Here is a 16,686-nt window from a genome sequence, read left to right as displayed (position 1 = left end):
ATGTTAAACCCATCTATTGATTCATTGTTACAAAAAATTGATTCTAAATATACGCTAGTAACAGTAGCTGCAAAGCGCGCTCGTGAAATGCAAGAGCATGACGATTGTAGTGTTGAGCAACCAGTATCTCATAAATTTGTAGGGAAAGCATTAGAAGAAATTAATGCGCAAATATTAAACTACGAACCAAGTGAAGATAACAACCAAAAGTAAAGCTTTCTTTTCGACAAATAGAGGCATAGATACTATACTTTTCTATGTAACAGTAACAACCTATTTACAAGTAGGTTGTTATTTTTTTACGATGTATATAAATCCAAGTTAAAAAACCGACATAACAACCTTTTTCTTTTTAAGTGGGCGAGAGCGTCTGGCCATGCGTAGAAGCGGTCAGGGCTTATTTCTGTCACATGCGAAGTTCAAACAAAGGGAGAAAGAAAGTAGCAGAATCTATTTTTCTGCATAGCAGCAATCTACATGTTGAAAAGTCAAAATGGATTTATATAGATAAATTAAAAACTGACATAGAAGCTTTCTTTTTAGGTGGGTAAGAGCACCTGGCCATGCATAGCAGCGGTCAAGCCTATTTCTGTCACATGTGAAGTTCAAAAAGAGGGAGAAAGCAAGTGCGGGCTTCTTATTTCTGTAAAGTAGCAATGGATATGTGGAAAGATCAAAAAGGATTTATATAGGGGAGCGACAGCTTCTATTTGTATGTAAAGAGTATGAATGGCTTGGAGTTCGAAAAAGACTCAGTGTCATGAAAGAAAGAGGACGAGACTTATGCTAAAAGGGAAAAAAATACTTTTATGTGTCACAGGGGGCATTGCTGTATTTAAGGCAGCTGCGCTAACAAGTAAATTAACACAGGCAGGTGCGCTTGTAAAAGTAATAATGAGCGAGTCGGCAATGAAGTTTGTTACACCACTTACATTTCAAGCACTTTCTCGCCATGATGTATACACAGATACATTTGATGAAAAAGATTCAGCAGTCATTGCTCATATTGATTTAGCAGACTGGGCTGATCTTGTACTTGTTGCACCTGCGACAGCAAATATCATTGGTAAATTCGCAAACGGTTTAGCAGATGATATGATTTCAACGACGCTTCTTGCAACAACAGCTCCAGTGTGGATTGCACCTGCGATGAATGTTCATATGTACGAAAATCCAGTTGTCCAAAAAAACATGCAAACGTTAAAGCAGTTAGGTTATACATTTATTGAGCCTGGAGAAGGCTTTTTAGCTTGTGGATATGTTGCCAAAGGCCGCTTAGAAGAACCAGAAAACATTGTGGCAATGTTAGAGAAACATTTTTCAGAAGGGAAGCCGCTGCAAGGTAAACGAATATTGGTGACAGCAGGACCGACACGTGAAAAAATTGACCCAGTTCGTTTTATGACGAATTTTTCTTCTGGGAAAATGGGATATGCGCTTGCAGAAGTTGCGGCAAGCCTTGGTGCAGAAGTCCTTCTTATTTCTGGCCCAACGGCGCTAACGCCGCCTGCAAATGTAACGACAATACAAGTGCAATCAGCACAAGATATGTTAGAGGCAGTTTTACATCATTATTCTCGTATGGATGTTGTGATCAAAACAGCTGCCGTTGCAGATTATCGACCGAAAATCGTTTATGATGAAAAAATGAAAAAGAAAACTGGCGATACGATTATCGAATTGGAACGTACGATAGATATTCTTAAAACATTAGGTGAGCGAAAAGAGCATCAATTACTCATTGGTTTTGCAGCAGAAACAACGAACGTTGCAGAGTATGCAACAAAAAAATTACGTGAAAAAAATGCTGACATGATTGTTGCGAATGATGTAAAAGCAGAAGGAGCAGGATTTGGTACAGACACAAATATTGTGACAATGTATAAACGAAATGGCGCCGTGGTTGAATTGCCGCTGCTAACAAAGCAGGAAGTAGCGAGAGAAATTTTATTACAAGTTGAAAAAATGTTGGAAGATGATCCTGCATGAAATTTGCAAGTGTAATTGTCGATGTTCCAGCAAGGCAAACGGATAGGCCATTCGATTATATTATTCCTAAACGCTGGGAAGATCTTGTTCAAAAGGGTATGAGAGTCGTTGTTCCATTTGGACCGCGAAAATTACAAGGATTTGTCATCGGGATAAAAGATACAGTAGATGTAGATGTAAATAAGTTAAAAGCATTGCATGAATTGTTAGATGTTACACCTGTATTAAATGAGGAATTGTTGCAGCTTGGAAGCTGGCTTACAGAAGAAACGCTTTGTTTCACAATTTCAGCATTCCAAGTTATGTTGCCAACAGCAATTAAAGCAACATATAAAAAACAGCTACGTCTTCATAGGCCAGAAGAGGTAGCGGCCAATGTGAAATGGCTCTTTCAAGGAAAAGAAAGCATCGATTGGAACGTGCTTGATGAACAACCACAGTTGTACCGTGCGGTGCAAACAGAAATTGCAAAAGGGACTGTAGAGGTTGTTTATGAAGTAAAAGATAAGGCGCAAAAGAAAAAGCAAAAAATGATTCAACCTGTTTTGCAGTACGAAGAATTAGAGGAAACGGCCTTTCATTTAAAGAGTAAAAAGCAGCAAGATGTATTGTATTATTTCATGGAACACTATCAGTCCGTACCGTTAAAAGTAGTAATGGAAGAATTGCAAATGACCGATGCGCCCATTAAATCTCTTGTAAAAAAAGGTTTGTTAGCTGAAAAATATGTAGAAGTATATCGAAATCCGTATGATGATGATGCTTTTGAGCGCACAAAACCATTCCCGCTTACAGAAGAACAACGACAGGTGATTGCACCAATCTTAACCTCCATTACCAAAGAGCAGCAGGAGACGTTTTTACTGTATGGTGTCACAGGAAGCGGAAAAACAGAAGTTTATTTACAATCAATTGAAGAAGTGCTTAGAAAAGGAAAAGAAGCGATTGTACTTGTACCTGAAATTTCATTAACACCGCAAATGGTGGACCGCTTTAAAGGGCGTTTTGGCTCGCAAGTTGCAGTTCTTCATAGTGCATTGTCGGTTGGGGAAAAATATGATGAATGGCGTAAAATCTTACGGAAAGAAGTTAAAGTAGTTGTAGGAGCACGTTCAGCAATTTTTGCACCATTTGAGAATTTAGGGATTATTATTATTGATGAAGAACATGAATCGAGTTACAAACAAGAGGACAATCCGCGCTACCACGCACGTTCTGTTGCAATTCGGCGAGGAGAATATCACAATTGTCCTGTTGTGTTAGGAAGTGCTACACCTACACTAGAATCGTTTGCTCGTGCTAAAAAAGGTGTATATACCCTCCTTTCAATGACAAAGCGGATGAATGAAAGAGATTTGCCAGCAGTTGAGATTATTGATATGCGAGAAGAGCTTAGGGGTGGCAATCGTTCTATGTTTTCTCAGCTTCTTCATGAGAAGATAGCGGATCGATTAGAGAAAAAAGAACAAATGGTGCTTTTTTTAAACCGAAGAGGGCATTCGACATTCGTTATGTGCCGTGATTGCGGATATGTCGTGCAATGCCCGCACTGTGATATTTCACTTACATATCACAGAATGAATAACCGCTTGAAATGTCATTATTGTAGTTATGAGGAAAATTTACCGAATGCTTGTCCTGCTTGTAATAGTACCTATATCCGCTTCTTTGGGACAGGGACACAAAAGGTTGAAGAAGAAATTACAAAATTGTTTCCAGAAGCACGCGTTATTCGAATGGATGTCGATACGACAAGCCGTAAAGGGATGCATGAAAAGCTCCTGAAGTCATTTGGGGCAGGAGAGGCAAATATTTTACTTGGAACACAAATGATTGCTAAAGGTCTTGATTTTCCAAATGTGACGCTTGTAGGTGTATTGACAGCAGATACAATGCTGCATTTGCCGGATTTTCGGGCGAGCGAAAAAACATATCAGCTTTTAACGCAAGTAAGCGGCCGAGCTGGACGTCATGAACTTCCAGGAGAAGTAGTGATTCAAACGTATACACCTGAACACTATAGTATAGAATTAGCAAAACAACAGAAGTATGATATGTTTTTTGAACATGAGATGTATATGCGGAAAATGCGGCAATATCCACCATATTATTATGTCACATTAGTTACAGTATCTCATCCGGAATTATTAAAAGCAGTGCAGGTAACAGAGAAAATTGTTGGTTTTTTACGACAACATTGTTCACAGCAAACGATGATCTTAGGTCCGGTTGCTTCGGCAATTCCTCGTATAAAAGATAGATATCGTTACCAATGCATGATAAAATACAAACGGGAACCAAACTTAAAGTACGTGCTTAAAATGATAAATGAACATTATCAAGCAGAAATGCAAAAAGACCTGCAAATTTCAATTGATTTTAATCCAACTATGTTGATGTAATAGAGCTGAATTTTGAGGCAAATGGATAAAATAAAGTGGAACCTTTACAAGTAGGAGGCAAAGACTCGCTGCCCGTACCCTTACTGCTGGCATGCGCCCAATTAGGTAGGCTAATCATCAGTGGAGTTGCCTCCATTGATGGAAGTTTCACTTTATTTCAATCCGAACGTAAGTTGAAAAGGAGAGCAGTATGGCAACATTAGAAATTGTAAAACATCCAAATGAAGTATTAGAAACACCGTGTGAACGTGTTATAAATTTTGATAAAAAGTTAGTGAAGCTTTTAAAAGATATGCACGAAACAATGCTAATTGCGGATGGTGTTGGATTAGCAGCACCGCAAGTTGGTGTAAGTCTGCAAGTTGCTGTTGTGGACATTGATGATGATAACGGGAAAATTGAATTAATTAATCCTGTTATTTTAGAACAACGTGGTGAACAAGTAGGTCCCGAAGGCTGCTTAAGTTTTCCGGGGCTTTTTGGTGATGTAACGCGTGCTGAGTATATTAAAGTACGTGCCCAAAATCGCCGCGGGAAAGTGTTTTTATTAGAAGCAGACGGCTTTTTGGCCCGTGCAATCCAACATGAAATCGATCATTTACATGGTGTGTTATTTACATCTAAAGTAACGCGATATTATGAGGAAAATGAATTAGAAGAGATGTAAAAGGAGAGTTTTGCAAATGGTGAAAGTTGTATTTATGGGAACACCGGACTTTTCAGTGCCGGTGCTTCGTCGTCTTATTGAAGATGGATATGATGTGATTGGTGTTGTGACGCAGCCTGATCGTCCAGTAGGTAGAAAAAAGGTGTTAACCCCAACACCTGTGAAAGTTGAAGCAGAAAAACATGGTATTCCGGTATTACAACCGTTAAAAATTCGTGAAAAAGATGAATATGAACAAGTGTTGGCATTAGATCCAGATTTAATTGTGACAGCTGCATTTGGACAAATCGTACCAAATGAAATTTTAGAAGCGCCGAAATATGGATGTATTAATGTCCATGCTTCATTACTTCCAGAACTTCGCGGCGGTGCACCTATTCATTATTCGATTATGCAAGGAAAAGAAAAAACAGGCATTACGATTATGTATATGGTTGAAAAATTAGATGCTGGTGATATTTTAACGCAAGTAGAAGTGGAAATTACCGAACGTGAAACAACCGGCTCATTATTTGATAAATTAAGTGTAGCGGGAGCTCAGTTATTATCTGAAACGGTTCCACTTTTAATACAAGGAAAGTTAGAACCAATTAAACAGAATGAGGAAGAAGCAACATTTGCTTATAATATTAAACGTGAGCAGGAAAAGATTGATTGGACGAAAACAGGAGAAGAGGTCTACAATCATATTCGTGGTTTAAATCCATGGCCAGTAGCTTATACGACATTAGCAGGACAAGTTGTAAAAGTATGGTGGGGAGAAAAAGTTTCTGTAACAAAGAAAGCGGAAGCGGGAACAGTAGTTGCAATTGAAGAAGATGGGTTCGTTGTCGCAACAGGAAATGAAACAGCAATTAAAATTACTAAGTTGCAGCCATCTGGTAAAAAACGCATGGACTGTTCACAATTTTTACGTGGAACAAAACCTGAAATAGGTACGAAGTTAGGAGAAGACGCATGAAACAAAATGTTCGTGAATTAGCTCTTGACGGTTTAGTACAAGTTGAAAAAAGCGGCGCATATAGCAACTTGCTTTTAAACAACCTGATTGAAAAGAGTAGCATTGATAAAAAAGATGTTGGCTTGTTAACTGAAATTGTATACGGAACAATCCAGCGACGTGATACACTTGATTATTATTTACAGCCGTTTTTACGAAAAAAGATTGAACTGTGGGTGAAAGTACTCCTTCGTCTCTCTTTATATCAAATGCTATATTTAGATCGTGTTCCAGAGCGTGCTGCCATTCATGAAGCAGTTGAAATTGCGAAGCGTCGTGGTCATAAAGGAATCGCTGGACTTGTGAATGGGGTACTTCGTTCGATTCAGCGTGAAGGAGTTCCATCGCTAGATGAGATTAAAAGTCCGGAAAAGCGCCTTGCTATTGCAACAAGTCATCCAGAATGGCTTGTAAAAGAGTGGATAGAAGCATACGGAATTGAAACAGCAAGACAAATGTGTGAAGTAAACTTACTCCCGCCAGTTCCAACCGCCAGGGTTAATGTAGCGAAAACGTCTGTAGAAGATGCGCTCAAAATGTTAGAAACAGAAGGACTTCAAGCAAAGCATGGCGATTTGTCGGAAGATGCGATTCAAATTGAAAAAGGGAATCTAGCTCATACAGAAGCATTTCAAGAAGGATTGCTATCTATTCAAGATGAAAGTTCTATGCTTGTGGCTCGCGCGCTTGATCCGGAAGCAGGAGATATTATTCTAGATAGCTGCGCTGCTCCTGGCGGGAAGACAACGCATATTGCAGAACGTTTGGGAGGAACGGGGAAAGTTATTTCTCTTGATTTACACCCACATAAAGTGCGTTTAATTCAGCAGCAAGCAAAGCGCCTTCAACTAGAAAATGTCGAAGCAAAAGCACTTGATGCACGGAAAGTGCAAGAGCATTTTGAACAAGAGAGCTTTGATAAAGTATTAGTAGATGCGCCGTGTTCTGGATTTGGGGTAATTCGCCGTAAGCCGGATATTAAAATAGGAAAACAAAAAGAAGATAGTGAAAGACTTGCCAATATTCAACTATCTATTTTAGAAAAGGTAGCTCCTTTGTTGAAAAAGGGAGGACGCCTTATTTATAGTACGTGTACAATTGAGAAAGTAGAAAATGAACAAGTAATCGAGCAGTTTTTACAATCACATTCTGAATTTGAATGGGATACAACAATGAAAGATCGATTGCCAAAAGCTATGCATCCATATGTAGGAAAAGGTGGAGTGCAAATTTTGCCGCATTACTTTGCAACGGATGGATTTTATATTGCTTGTTTAAGAAAGAAGGTGTAGCATCATGGAAACTACTGTAAAAAAACAAAAAAAAGAATTGGAAGAAAAAAAGCCATCCATTTATTCCTTGCAGCTTCATGATATGGAACAATGGTTAAAAGAACAAGGGGAACCGAAATTCCGTGCTGGTCAAATTTTTGATTGGCTATACAAAAAAAGAGTAACAACTTTTGAGGATATGTCCAACCTTTCTAAAGGATTGCGTGAAAAATTGTCGAATTCCTTTGATATTACAACTTTAAAAACATTAGTAAAACAAACATCTTCAGATGGAACGATTAAATTTTTATTTCAACTGCATGATGGTTATTCTATTGAAACAGTATTAATGCGCCATGAGTACGGAAATTCAATTTGTGTGACAACACAAGTTGGGTGCCGAATTGGCTGTACGTTTTGCGCATCAACACTTGGCGGCTTAAAACGTAATTTAGAAGCAGGTGAGATTGTTGCGCAAGTTGTCGAAGTGCAACGTGAGTTAGACGCTACAGATGAGCGTGTTAGCTCTCTAGTTGTGATGGGAATCGGAGAACCATTTGATAATTATGACAGTTTAATGGCGTTTTTACGCATCGTGAATCATGAAAAAGGACTTCACATTGGAGCGCGTCATATGACCGTATCAACGAGTGGAATTATCCCGAAAATTTATAAGTTTGCTGAAGAAAATATACAAATTAACTTTGCGGTTTCTTTACATGCTCCAAATACAGAGCTGCGCTCAAAATTAATGCCAATTAACCGAGCGTACAAGCTGCCAGATTTAATGGAAGCTATTAAATACTACACTGAAAAAACAGGACGCCGCGTTACATTTGAGTATGGCTTATTTGGAGGAGAAAACGACCAAGTCGAACATGCTGAAGAGTTAGCTCAGCTGTTAAAAGGTGTGAAATGTCATGTTAACTTAATTCCAGTTAACTATGTACCAGAACGTGACTATGTGAGAACGCCGCGTGAACAAATTTTCTTGTTTGAAAAAACATTAAAAGATCGTGGTGTTAACGTAACAATTCGTCGCGAACAAGGTCATGATATTGATGCAGCCTGCGGTCAATTGCGTGCAAAGGAGCGCAAAGAAGAGACGAGGTGAGATGATGAAAACCGTGTTTCTATCAGATAAAGGAAAAGTTCGTCAACATAATGAAGATAGTGCAGGAGTATTTCATAATTTAGATGGAGATATTTTAGCGGTTGTAGCAGATGGAATGGGAGGTCATCGAGCAGGCGATGTTGCTAGCTCGATGGCAATCCAATTGTTCCATGACTACTGGAAACAAACGTATAATATGAATACGCCTAAAAAAGCAGAACAATGGTTACATAATCATGCACAAATTATTAATGAACGAGTATACAAATATTCTGGAGAACATCCAGAATGTAGTGGGATGGGAACAACAATCGTTGCTGCTATATGTACGGATACTTTTGTGACGATTGGTCATATTGGAGACAGTCGCTGTTATATGCTATCAGATGATTATATGTCACTTGTTACAGAAGATCATTCCCTTGTAAATGAACTCGTTCGGCATGGGGAAATTTCCAAAGAAGACGCTGAATATCATCCGAGAAAAAATGTTTTACTTAGAGCGCTTGGAACGGAAGAAACCGTTATATTAGACGTAAAAACCTTAGTGTTAGAAGAAGGAGATCAGTTGTTGCTCTGCTCGGATGGGTTATCTAATAAAGTTGCAATGAGTAATATGCAAGAAATTTTACAAGCTGATGAGTCTTTGCAAACGAAAAGTCAACAACTTGTGCAGCTTGCAAATGATTTTGGAGGAGAAGACAATATTACTCTTATCATTATTGATTATGCGGACTCGGCGAACGAAAGTAGGTGAATGACAACGTGATGATTGGAAGACGCCTAAATGACCGTTACAAGCTACTTAAAATGATTGGCGGCGGAGGAATGGCCAATGTATATTTGGCGCATGATGATATACTCGATCGTGATGTAGCTGTAAAAATGTTACGGCTTGACTATTCAAATAATGAGGAATTTATTAAGCGTTTCCATCGAGAAGCACAGTCGGTTACAACGTTATCGCATCCAAATATTGTGAATATGTATGATGTTGGAGAAGAAGATGGAATCTATTATCTTGTTATGGAATATGTACCAGGTCAAACGTTAAAGCAATACATACAACAGCGAGGTCTTCTTCCAGTAGAAGAAGCGATTGCTATTATGGAACAATTAACTGCTGCGATGGCTCATGCGCATCATTTTGAAATTGTCCACCGTGATATTAAGCCACACAATATTTTAGTTCGAAATGATGGTGTTGTGAAGGTTACAGATTTTGGAATTGCAACTGCGACAAGTGCAACCACTATAACACACACAAATTCTGTTCTTGGTTCTGTTCATTATTTATCTCCTGAACAGGCAAGAGGTGGTGTTGCGAATAAGCAATCAGACATTTACTCTCTTGGGATTGTAATGTTTGAACTATTAACTGGAAGACCGCCATTTTCCGGAGAATCTGCTGTTTCTATTGCACTGAAACATTTACAAAATGAAACACCATCTCCAAAAAGGTGGAATCCTGATATTCCGCAAAGTGTAGAAAATATTATTTTAAAAGCAACAGCGAAAGATCCGTTTCATCGTTATCAGTCTGTAAATGCAATGAAACGTGATATTGAAACTGCTTTATATCCAGAGCGAATAAATGAACAACCTTTTTATATACCAGAAGACATGGAAGCGACAAAAGCGATTCCTATCATTCAGCAGGAACAGTTATTAAATACAAATACTGAAGAAACAATTGTTTTATCTGGAAAGTCAAAAGAAGAAAAGCAGCTGGATGAACTAGAAAAAGAACAAAAAAAGAAAAAAAGTAATCGTTGGCTTAAAATTTTGTTGACAACGTTCCTTTTTTTAGTTGTTTGTGGAATACTGGCAGTAACGGTGATTCCGGGCTTCTTTATTCCAAAGGAAGTCAAAGTGCCAGATGTGTCTGGAATGACATATGAAAAAGCAGTGAATACACTTAAAGGATTCGAATTGACGTCACCTCAAGTTATATATACAGATGAAGTGGAAGAAGGTAAGGTTATTAAAACAAGTCCGGCGGCAGGACGAGTTGTACGAGAAAATACAAAAATTACAATTTTTCAATCTGGTGGAAAGCAAAAGAAAAAAATGCCTAATTTGGTAGGGCAAGATTACGAGAAGATTAAAGATGAATTGACTCCATATAAAGGGGTTGTTCCTTATTATATTGAAAGTGAAAAGCCGCAAAATGAAATTGTGTTACAAAGTCCAGAAGCAGGACAACTTATTGTTGAAAAAGAGCAAGAGGTAAAGGTATGGATTAGTAAAGGGCCAAAACAAATTCCACTCGTTGATTTTTCTGGTTGGACAGAAAGTAGTGTAAATAGCTATTTAAACGAGAAAAAGCTTGTGCCAGAAATAAAGAGAGAGTATTCTGATACAGTGGAAAAGGGACTTGTTATTTCACAATCACCAAAGTCAGATACGAACTTAAAAGAGGGGGCAAAAGTAACAATTACTGTCTCTGAAGGACAAAAAGAAAAACCAACAAAAATTGTAAAAATTGATAATATTCCAATTCAATATCAAGGACCAGCAACTGGAGAGAAAACGCCACAAAAAATTGAAATATATAAAGAAGATATGCAAAATACTATGGATAAACCGTTTGAAACGAGAACGATAACAGAGTCAACGATAGTCTCTCTTGAGTTTATTATTCAAGAGGGAAAAAAGGGTCGTTACAAAATTGTTCGTGACGGAACGACCTTAATTGAAAAAGAGGTTTTGTATCCAACGCAATAAAGTGAAACTCCTATTAGAAATACTTATAAATGGTGAGTTGAGCGAATCTCGTTCAAAATTCAATTATGAATAGCTATTTTTATGTCTTTTAGAACAAGATAAATAAAGGAGAGAATGTATGCCAGAAGGGAAAATTATAAAAGCTTTAAGTGGGTTCTACTATGTGCAGCATGAAGAAGAGATCACACAGTGCCGAGGACGTGGCGTATTTCGTAAGCATAAAATTACACCGCTTGTTGGTGATCAAGTTGTATTTCAAGCTGATAATCCGAGTGAAGGGTATGTTCTAGAAATATTAGAACGAAAAAATGAGCTTGTGCGTCCGCCGATTGCGAATATTGATCAAGCACTTCTTGTGTTTTCAGCTGTAGAGCCAGAATTTAATCCATTATTATTGGATCGGTTTTTAGTTTTAATTGAGTTTCATAATATTAAGCCGATTATTTGTATTAGTAAGATGGATTTAATAGATGTGAAAACACGTGAAATGATTGAGGCATATGCAAAGGATTACATGGCAATTGGTTATGATGTTGTATTCACTTCAACGACAACATCAGAAAGTATAGAAGTGTTAAAGCCGTTTTTAGAAGGATGTGTTTCTGTTGTAGCAGGTCAATCTGGTGTAGGGAAATCTTCGCTTTTAAATGTATTACGTCCAGATTTAGCGCTAAAAACGAGTGGGATTTCAGCTCATTTAGGACGAGGTAAGCATACGACAAGGCATGTGGAATTAATTGAAGTAGGGAGTGGGCTTGTGGCGGATACACCTGGATTTAGTTCACTCGATTTCATCGATATAGAAGTAGAAGATCTCACATATTGTTTTCCAGAGTTGAAAGAAAAGAGTCAATACTGTAAATTTAGAGGTTGTACACATCTTTCTGAACCGAAGTGTGCGGTGAAAGAAGCGGTAGAAGAAGGGAATATTACAAGCTATCGTTATGAGCACTATGTGCAATTTATTGAAGAAATTAGAGAGAGAAAGCCGAGGTATTAATTATGATTAAAATTGCACCATCGATTTTATCAGCAGATTTTTCAAGATTGGGAGAAGAAATTAAAGATGTAGAAAAAGGCGGAGCAGATTACATACATGTCGATGTAATGGACGGCCATTTTGTTCCAAACATTACAATTGGACCGTTAATTGTGGAAGCTATTCGCCCAATTACTTCTTTACCATTAGATGTTCATCTTATGATTGAAAATCCGGATCAGTATATTGAGGCTTTTGCGAAAGCAGGAGCGGACATTATTACGGTACATGTAGAAGCTTGCCCACACTTACATCGTACGATTCAATTAATTAAATCACAAGGCATTAAAGCAGGTGTAGTTTTAAATCCACATACACCAGCTTCCATGATTGAACACGTATTAGAAGATATCGACATGGTGCTACTTATGACTGTAAATCCGGGGTTTGGCGGACAAAAATTCATTCATTCTGTATTGCCGAAAGTTAAACAAGTTGCCGATATGATTCGTGAACGTAATTTACAAGTAGAGATTGAAATTGATGGCGGCGTGAATACAGAAACAGCAAAACTATGTGTAGAAGCAGGAGCAAATGTTCTTGTTGCTGGATCTGCTGTATATAATGAAAAAGATCGCGGAGCAGCAATTGCTGCGATTCGTGGATAAGAATAAAGCGGTGGATAGGAAATTTATTTAAAAGAAAAGGTAATCTAGCTATTAGCAGATTGCCTTTTTTCTATAGGAGGAGAGAGAACGTGATTATTCATATTTTAGCTGGGGGTCCAGTAGAGTGCTGGGCAGATTTTTCTAAATATGAGAGTGAAAAGGTTATATGGGCAGCTGTTGATCGCGGAGTATACCATTTGTTACAGTATGGAATCATGCCAGAAGTAACGTTTGGTGATTATGATTCTGTTACAAAAGAGGAACTAGTATGGATGCAAAAGCAAAAACATGATTTGCATATTGTTCCAAAAGAAAAGGATCAAACTGATTTAGAGATTGCGATTAACTGGGCTTTAAAGCAACGACCAGAACAAATTCGTATTTTTGGTGCAACGGGTGGAAGATTGGATCATAGTTTAGCAAACATTCAAATGTTAATAAAAGGTTTGCAATCTAATACCAGTATAAGCATTGTAGATTATAAAAATGAAATTTCAGTTAAGGAATCCGGTACATATACAATTGAAGAAAATTCAGCATTTCCTTACATATCTTTTGTTCCAGTAACAGAAATAGTAACGGGAATTACACTTCGTGGCTTTAAATATCCTCTTACTGATAAAACGATAAAATGGGGATCGACACTTTGTATTAGTAATGAACTCGTTGCGGAAAAAGGTACTTTTTCATTTACTTCTGGCATATTAATGGTGATAAGAAGCACTGATTGAAGAAATACTTTTGCTCTTTGCGTCATATAGTAAACAAGTGGAGTAATGGGGGGTAGGAGGGAAACCATGAGATTTTATACAATTAAGTTACCGAAATTTCTTGGTGGAATTGTTCGCGCGGTATTGAATACCTTTAAAAAAGGATAAAAAGCACCTATTACCGGTGCTTTTTTCATGAGCATAATAAAAAAAGAGCCAACAGGCTCTCTTTTTTATTATTAAACACGTTCGATTTTGCCAGATTTTAATGCTCTAGCAGAAACGTAAACACGTTGAACTTTACCGTCAATGCGTACGCGAACTTTTTGAAGGTTAGCGCCCCATTTACGTTTTGTAGCGTTCATTGCGTGAGAACGAGAGTTACCAGAACGAGCTTTTCTTCCAGTAATAGCACAAACACGAGCCATCTATATTTCCCTCCCTTAACTACCGTAACTTACGTAATTTACGTAATTTTCAATGTTAGTCTTTTATGCGATGCTAAAAACACTACTATAATTTAACACAACTAAAAAGAGAATGCAACAGTGTATAAAAAAGAAATCAAGAAAAATTACTTGACACTATATGTAAGAAATCAAAAGATGAAATCAAGAAAAATCCCTTGACATATTGTAGTGATATATGTTGTATAATAACAATGGACTATTTTGCTCACCATAAAAAAGTGCTAATTTATTATAAATGTGAGAGCGAAAAGAAAGAACGATGGAATTTTCTTTAAAAAGATTATATGATAGTAAATAAAGTAGTCTAGCTCACTTTCACCATTTCAGAAGGGGGAAACGAGATGTCAATTGAAATTAAGACAAAGTACGGTCAAATTGATATTAGTACAGATGTAATTGCAACAATTGCTGGAGGCGCTGCAGTAGACTGTTACGGCATCGTCGGTATGGCTTCTAAAAATCAATTAAAAGATGGCTTGACAGAAATTTTACGAAAAGAAAACTTCACTAGAGGCGTTATTGTTCGTAAAGACGAAGATGAAGTACATATTGATATGTATATTATCGTGAGCTATGGTACAAAAATTTCAGAGGTAGCACATAACGTCCAAACGAAAGTGAAATATACACTTGATCAAACGGTAGGACTAGCAGTAGATTCTGTAAACATCTACGTACAAGGAGTTAAAGTAATAAACTTGTAATGTGCATTAAGGAGGAAGAACTGTGTCAATTCAAAAAATTGATGGAAAACGTTTGTCACAAATGATTATACAAGGAGCAAACAATTTAACAAACAACGTTCAACTTGTTGATGCTTTAAACGTTTTTCCAGTTCCAGATGGCGATACGGGTACAAATATGAACTTATCGATGACTTCAGGTGCGCGTGAGGTGAAAGGAAAACCTTCACAACATGCTGGTAAAGTCGGAGCAAGTTTAGCCAAAGGATTATTAATGGGAGCGCGTGGTAACTCAGGTGTTATTTTATCTCAGTTGTTCCGTGGTTTTTCAAAATCTATTGAACAAAAAGAAGAATTAACAACAATTGATTTTGCTGATGCGTTAGAAGCGGGCGTAGAAACCGCATATAAAGCAGTTATGAAGCCGATTGAAGGAACAATTTTAACTGTTGCAAGGGAAACGAGTAAACATGCAGTCACAGTTGCGAAAAAACAGCGCGACTTTGTTTCATTTATGGAAGAAGTTGTGAAAGAAGCGAATGCATCATTAAATCGTACACCTGATTTATTACCTGTATTAAAGCAAGTTGGTGTTGTAGATAGCGGTGGGAAAGGTCTTGTTGTCGTTTATGAAGGATTTCTAGCAGACTTAAAAGGTGAAACAATCGCCTCGAATGAACCAACACAACCATCTATGAACGAAATGGTACGTGCAGAACATCACCGCAGTGTACAAAGCCAATTGAGTACAGAGGATATTAAATACGGCTACTGCACAGAGTTTATGGTTAAGTTAGACGAAGAGAAAATGAAAGAACATAATTTCTCTGAGCAAAAATTCCGTGAAGAGATTAGTGTGTATGGCGATTCGTTGCTTGTTGTATCTGACGATGAAATCGTAAAAGTTCATATTCATGCAGAGCATCCTGGAGATGCGATGAACTACGGACAACGTTATGGAAGTTTAATCAAAATTAAAGTAGAGAATATGCGTGAACAACATACTGCTTTATTAGATGAGCCTGCGGCGATGCATGTAGAAGTACAACACCCTGCAGAAAAACAGCCTTATGGAATTGTAACAGTGGCAATGGGTTCTGGTATTAAAGAATTGTTTGAAAGCATCGGTGCAACGGAAGTCATTGAAGGCGGTCAAACGATGAATCCAAGTACAGAAGATATTGTAAAAGCAATTGAAGAGGCGAATGCAGAAAAAGTTATTATATTACCGAACAATGGGAATATTGTAATGGCTGCAGAGCAAGCAGCTTCTGTAGTGGACCAAGAAGTAATTGTTGTTCGTTCAAAAACAGTTCCACAAGGTATGGCAGCAATGCTTGCATTCAATCCTGCAGGAACTCTTGAAGAAAACGAAGCGCAAATGAACGAAGCGCTTGCTCATGTGAAAACAGGCCAAATCACGTATGCGGTTCGTGATACAGAAATTGATGGTGTCACTATTAATAAAGATGACTTCATGTGCATTGCAGATGGGAAGATTGTATCTACAGATGTAGAGAAAATTACAGCTGCGAAAAAACTGTTAGAAAATATGCTTGATGAAGATGCAGAAATTTTAACAATTTTACAGGGTGAAGATGCATCGGAAGAAGAAGTAGATGCATTAGTAACATTTGTAGAAGAAAAATTTGAAGATGTAGAAGTGGAAGTTCATAACGGAAATCAACCTTTATATTCTTTCATTTTTTCTGTAGAATAAACTGAAAGCTTTATTATGAAGTTTTATTTCTGTTTAAAATGTGATTACTCTATTATGGGATGAACAAATATAAATGATGAGAGGGCCTTGCTAGCAGATATAGTGAGGCTCTCTTTCTTTTGGGGATAAAGTAAAACTTTCGTCGGTATAGTTTTCTTTATCCCTGGCTTATGGTTCGTGGAAGCAATTGGGGGAGCTACCCATGCATAGAAACAATTAGAATATTTTGACCGTATGAAATGTTTAAAGCCAAAAGAGAAAGCGGGGACAGATCATTTTGTATTTC

At 37.6% G+C, this 16,686-nt stretch carries 16 protein-coding genes; 15 read left to right on the top strand and 1 reads right to left on the bottom strand.

What is annotated here, in order from left to right:
- From rpoZ to spoVM, 13 genes are all read left to right on the top strand, one after another.
- Positions 1–213 carry a DNA-directed RNA polymerase subunit omega gene (gene rpoZ, locus Q9306_RS05575; RefSeq protein ID WP_098916249.1) on the top strand — a complete coding sequence of 71 codons (213 nt, stop codon included), beginning with the start codon at positions 1–3 and terminating at the stop codon, positions 211–213.
- A gap of 570 nt (positions 214–783) precedes the next feature.
- Positions 784–1,989: a bifunctional phosphopantothenoylcysteine decarboxylase/phosphopantothenate--cysteine ligase CoaBC gene (coaBC, locus tag Q9306_RS05570; RefSeq protein ID WP_306196139.1), complete on the top strand. Its 1,206-nt coding sequence runs from the start codon at positions 784–786 to the stop codon at positions 1,987–1,989.
- Positions 1,986–4,391: a primosomal protein N' gene (gene priA / locus Q9306_RS05565; protein WP_306196137.1), complete on the top strand. Its 2,406-nt coding sequence runs from the start codon at positions 1,986–1,988 to the stop codon at positions 4,389–4,391. Before coaBC ends, priA begins: the two co-directional genes overlap by 4 nt.
- Positions 4,392–4,581: 190 nt before the next feature.
- Positions 4,582–5,058, top strand: a complete 477-nt coding sequence (gene def / locus Q9306_RS05560) for a peptide deformylase (RefSeq protein ID WP_090912690.1) — start codon at positions 4,582–4,584, stop codon at positions 5,056–5,058.
- Positions 5,059–5,074: 16 nt separating this feature from the next.
- Positions 5,075–6,019: a methionyl-tRNA formyltransferase gene (gene fmt / locus Q9306_RS05555; RefSeq protein ID WP_306196135.1), complete on the top strand. Its 945-nt coding sequence runs from the start codon at positions 5,075–5,077 to the stop codon at positions 6,017–6,019.
- On the top strand, positions 6,016–7,350 hold the full coding sequence (rsmB, locus tag Q9306_RS05550) for a 16S rRNA (cytosine(967)-C(5))-methyltransferase RsmB (RefSeq protein WP_306196133.1): 1,335 nt from the start codon (positions 6,016–6,018) through the stop codon (positions 7,348–7,350). The genes fmt and rsmB overlap by 4 nt, the downstream gene beginning before the upstream one ends.
- 4 nt (positions 7,351–7,354) lie before the next feature.
- Positions 7,355–8,443, top strand: a complete 1,089-nt coding sequence (rlmN, locus tag Q9306_RS05545) for a dual-specificity RNA methyltransferase RlmN (protein WP_306196131.1) — start codon at positions 7,355–7,357, stop codon at positions 8,441–8,443.
- A gap of 4 nt (positions 8,444–8,447) precedes the next feature.
- A complete protein-coding gene (locus Q9306_RS05540; protein ID WP_306196129.1) occupies positions 8,448–9,200 on the top strand; it encodes a Stp1/IreP family PP2C-type Ser/Thr phosphatase in 753 nt (250 codons plus the stop codon).
- A gap of 8 nt (positions 9,201–9,208) precedes the next feature.
- On the top strand, positions 9,209–11,170 hold the full coding sequence (gene pknB, locus Q9306_RS05535; RefSeq protein WP_306196127.1) for a Stk1 family PASTA domain-containing Ser/Thr kinase: 1,962 nt from the start codon (positions 9,209–9,211) through the stop codon (positions 11,168–11,170).
- A gap of 118 nt (positions 11,171–11,288) precedes the next feature.
- Positions 11,289–12,170, top strand: coding sequence for a ribosome small subunit-dependent GTPase A (rsgA, locus tag Q9306_RS05530; protein WP_306196125.1), 882 nt, complete (start codon positions 11,289–11,291; stop codon positions 12,168–12,170).
- A 2-nt stretch (positions 12,171–12,172) separates the two neighbouring features.
- Positions 12,173–12,817 carry a ribulose-phosphate 3-epimerase gene (gene rpe, locus Q9306_RS05525; RefSeq protein ID WP_306196123.1) on the top strand — a complete coding sequence of 215 codons (645 nt, stop codon included), beginning with the start codon at positions 12,173–12,175 and terminating at the stop codon, positions 12,815–12,817.
- An 89-nt stretch (positions 12,818–12,906) separates the two neighbouring features.
- Positions 12,907–13,548: a thiamine diphosphokinase gene (locus Q9306_RS05520; protein ID WP_306196121.1), complete on the top strand. Its 642-nt coding sequence runs from the start codon at positions 12,907–12,909 to the stop codon at positions 13,546–13,548.
- Positions 13,549–13,614: 66 nt separating this feature from the next.
- Entirely contained in the window at positions 13,615–13,695 is an 81-nt protein-coding gene (spoVM, locus tag Q9306_RS05515) for a stage V sporulation protein SpoVM (RefSeq protein WP_020059192.1), read from the top strand.
- Between the two features lie 71 nt (positions 13,696–13,766).
- Here spoVM and rpmB read toward each other — a convergent pair whose 3' ends face one another.
- On the bottom strand, positions 13,767–13,955 hold the full coding sequence (rpmB, locus tag Q9306_RS05510; RefSeq protein ID WP_000124776.1) for a 50S ribosomal protein L28: 189 nt from the start codon (positions 13,953–13,955) through the stop codon (positions 13,767–13,769).
- Positions 13,956–14,338: 383 nt separating this feature from the next.
- Between rpmB and Q9306_RS05505 the strand changes: the two genes are divergently transcribed.
- Together Q9306_RS05505 and Q9306_RS05500 are read left to right on the top strand one after the other, a co-directional pair.
- Positions 14,339–14,701 (top strand): Asp23/Gls24 family envelope stress response protein, encoded by a 363-nt coding sequence (locus tag Q9306_RS05505; RefSeq protein ID WP_000021111.1) that lies wholly within the window; start codon positions 14,339–14,341, stop codon positions 14,699–14,701.
- Between the two features lie 22 nt (positions 14,702–14,723).
- On the top strand, positions 14,724–16,400 hold the full coding sequence (locus Q9306_RS05500; RefSeq protein ID WP_306196119.1) for a DAK2 domain-containing protein: 1,677 nt from the start codon (positions 14,724–14,726) through the stop codon (positions 16,398–16,400).
- Positions 16,401–16,686 lie beyond the last annotated feature (286 nt).

Origin of the sequence: Bacillus multifaciens (assembly GCF_030756675.1) — a bacterium.
Classification (GTDB): Bacteria; Bacillota; Bacilli; order Bacillales; family Bacillaceae_G; genus Bacillus_A; species Bacillus_A multifaciens.
Note: the sequence above shows the minus strand (reverse complement) of the source record. Positions and strands in the feature narration are given on the sequence as shown.

Bases quoted from the DNA above. Each gene is read 5' to 3' on its own strand.
- rpoZ (WP_098916249.1), top strand. From the start codon at position 1: ATGTTAAACCCATCTATTGATTCATTGTTACAAAAAATTGATTCTAAA.
- coaBC (WP_306196139.1), top strand. From the start codon at position 784: ATGCTAAAAGGGAAAAAAATACTTTTATGTGTCACAGGGGGCATTGCT.
- priA (WP_306196137.1), top strand. From the start codon at position 1,986: ATGAAATTTGCAAGTGTAATTGTCGATGTTCCAGCAAGGCAAACGGAT.
- def (WP_090912690.1), top strand. From the start codon at position 4,582: ATGGCAACATTAGAAATTGTAAAACATCCAAATGAAGTATTAGAAACA.
- fmt (WP_306196135.1), top strand. From the start codon at position 5,075: ATGGTGAAAGTTGTATTTATGGGAACACCGGACTTTTCAGTGCCGGTG.
- rsmB (WP_306196133.1), top strand. From the start codon at position 6,016: ATGAAACAAAATGTTCGTGAATTAGCTCTTGACGGTTTAGTACAAGTT.
- rlmN (WP_306196131.1), top strand. From the start codon at position 7,355: ATGGAAACTACTGTAAAAAAACAAAAAAAAGAATTGGAAGAAAAAAAG.
- Q9306_RS05540 (WP_306196129.1), top strand. From the start codon at position 8,448: ATGAAAACCGTGTTTCTATCAGATAAAGGAAAAGTTCGTCAACATAAT.
- rsgA (WP_306196125.1), top strand. From the start codon at position 11,289: ATGCCAGAAGGGAAAATTATAAAAGCTTTAAGTGGGTTCTACTATGTG.
- rpe (WP_306196123.1), top strand. From the start codon at position 12,173: ATGATTAAAATTGCACCATCGATTTTATCAGCAGATTTTTCAAGATTG.
- spoVM (WP_020059192.1), top strand. From the start codon at position 13,615: ATGAGATTTTATACAATTAAGTTACCGAAATTTCTTGGTGGAATTGTT.
- rpmB (WP_000124776.1), bottom strand. From the start codon at position 13,955: ATGGCTCGTGTTTGTGCTATTACTGGAAGAAAAGCTCGTTCTGGTAAC.
- Q9306_RS05505 (WP_000021111.1), top strand. From the start codon at position 14,339: ATGTCAATTGAAATTAAGACAAAGTACGGTCAAATTGATATTAGTACA.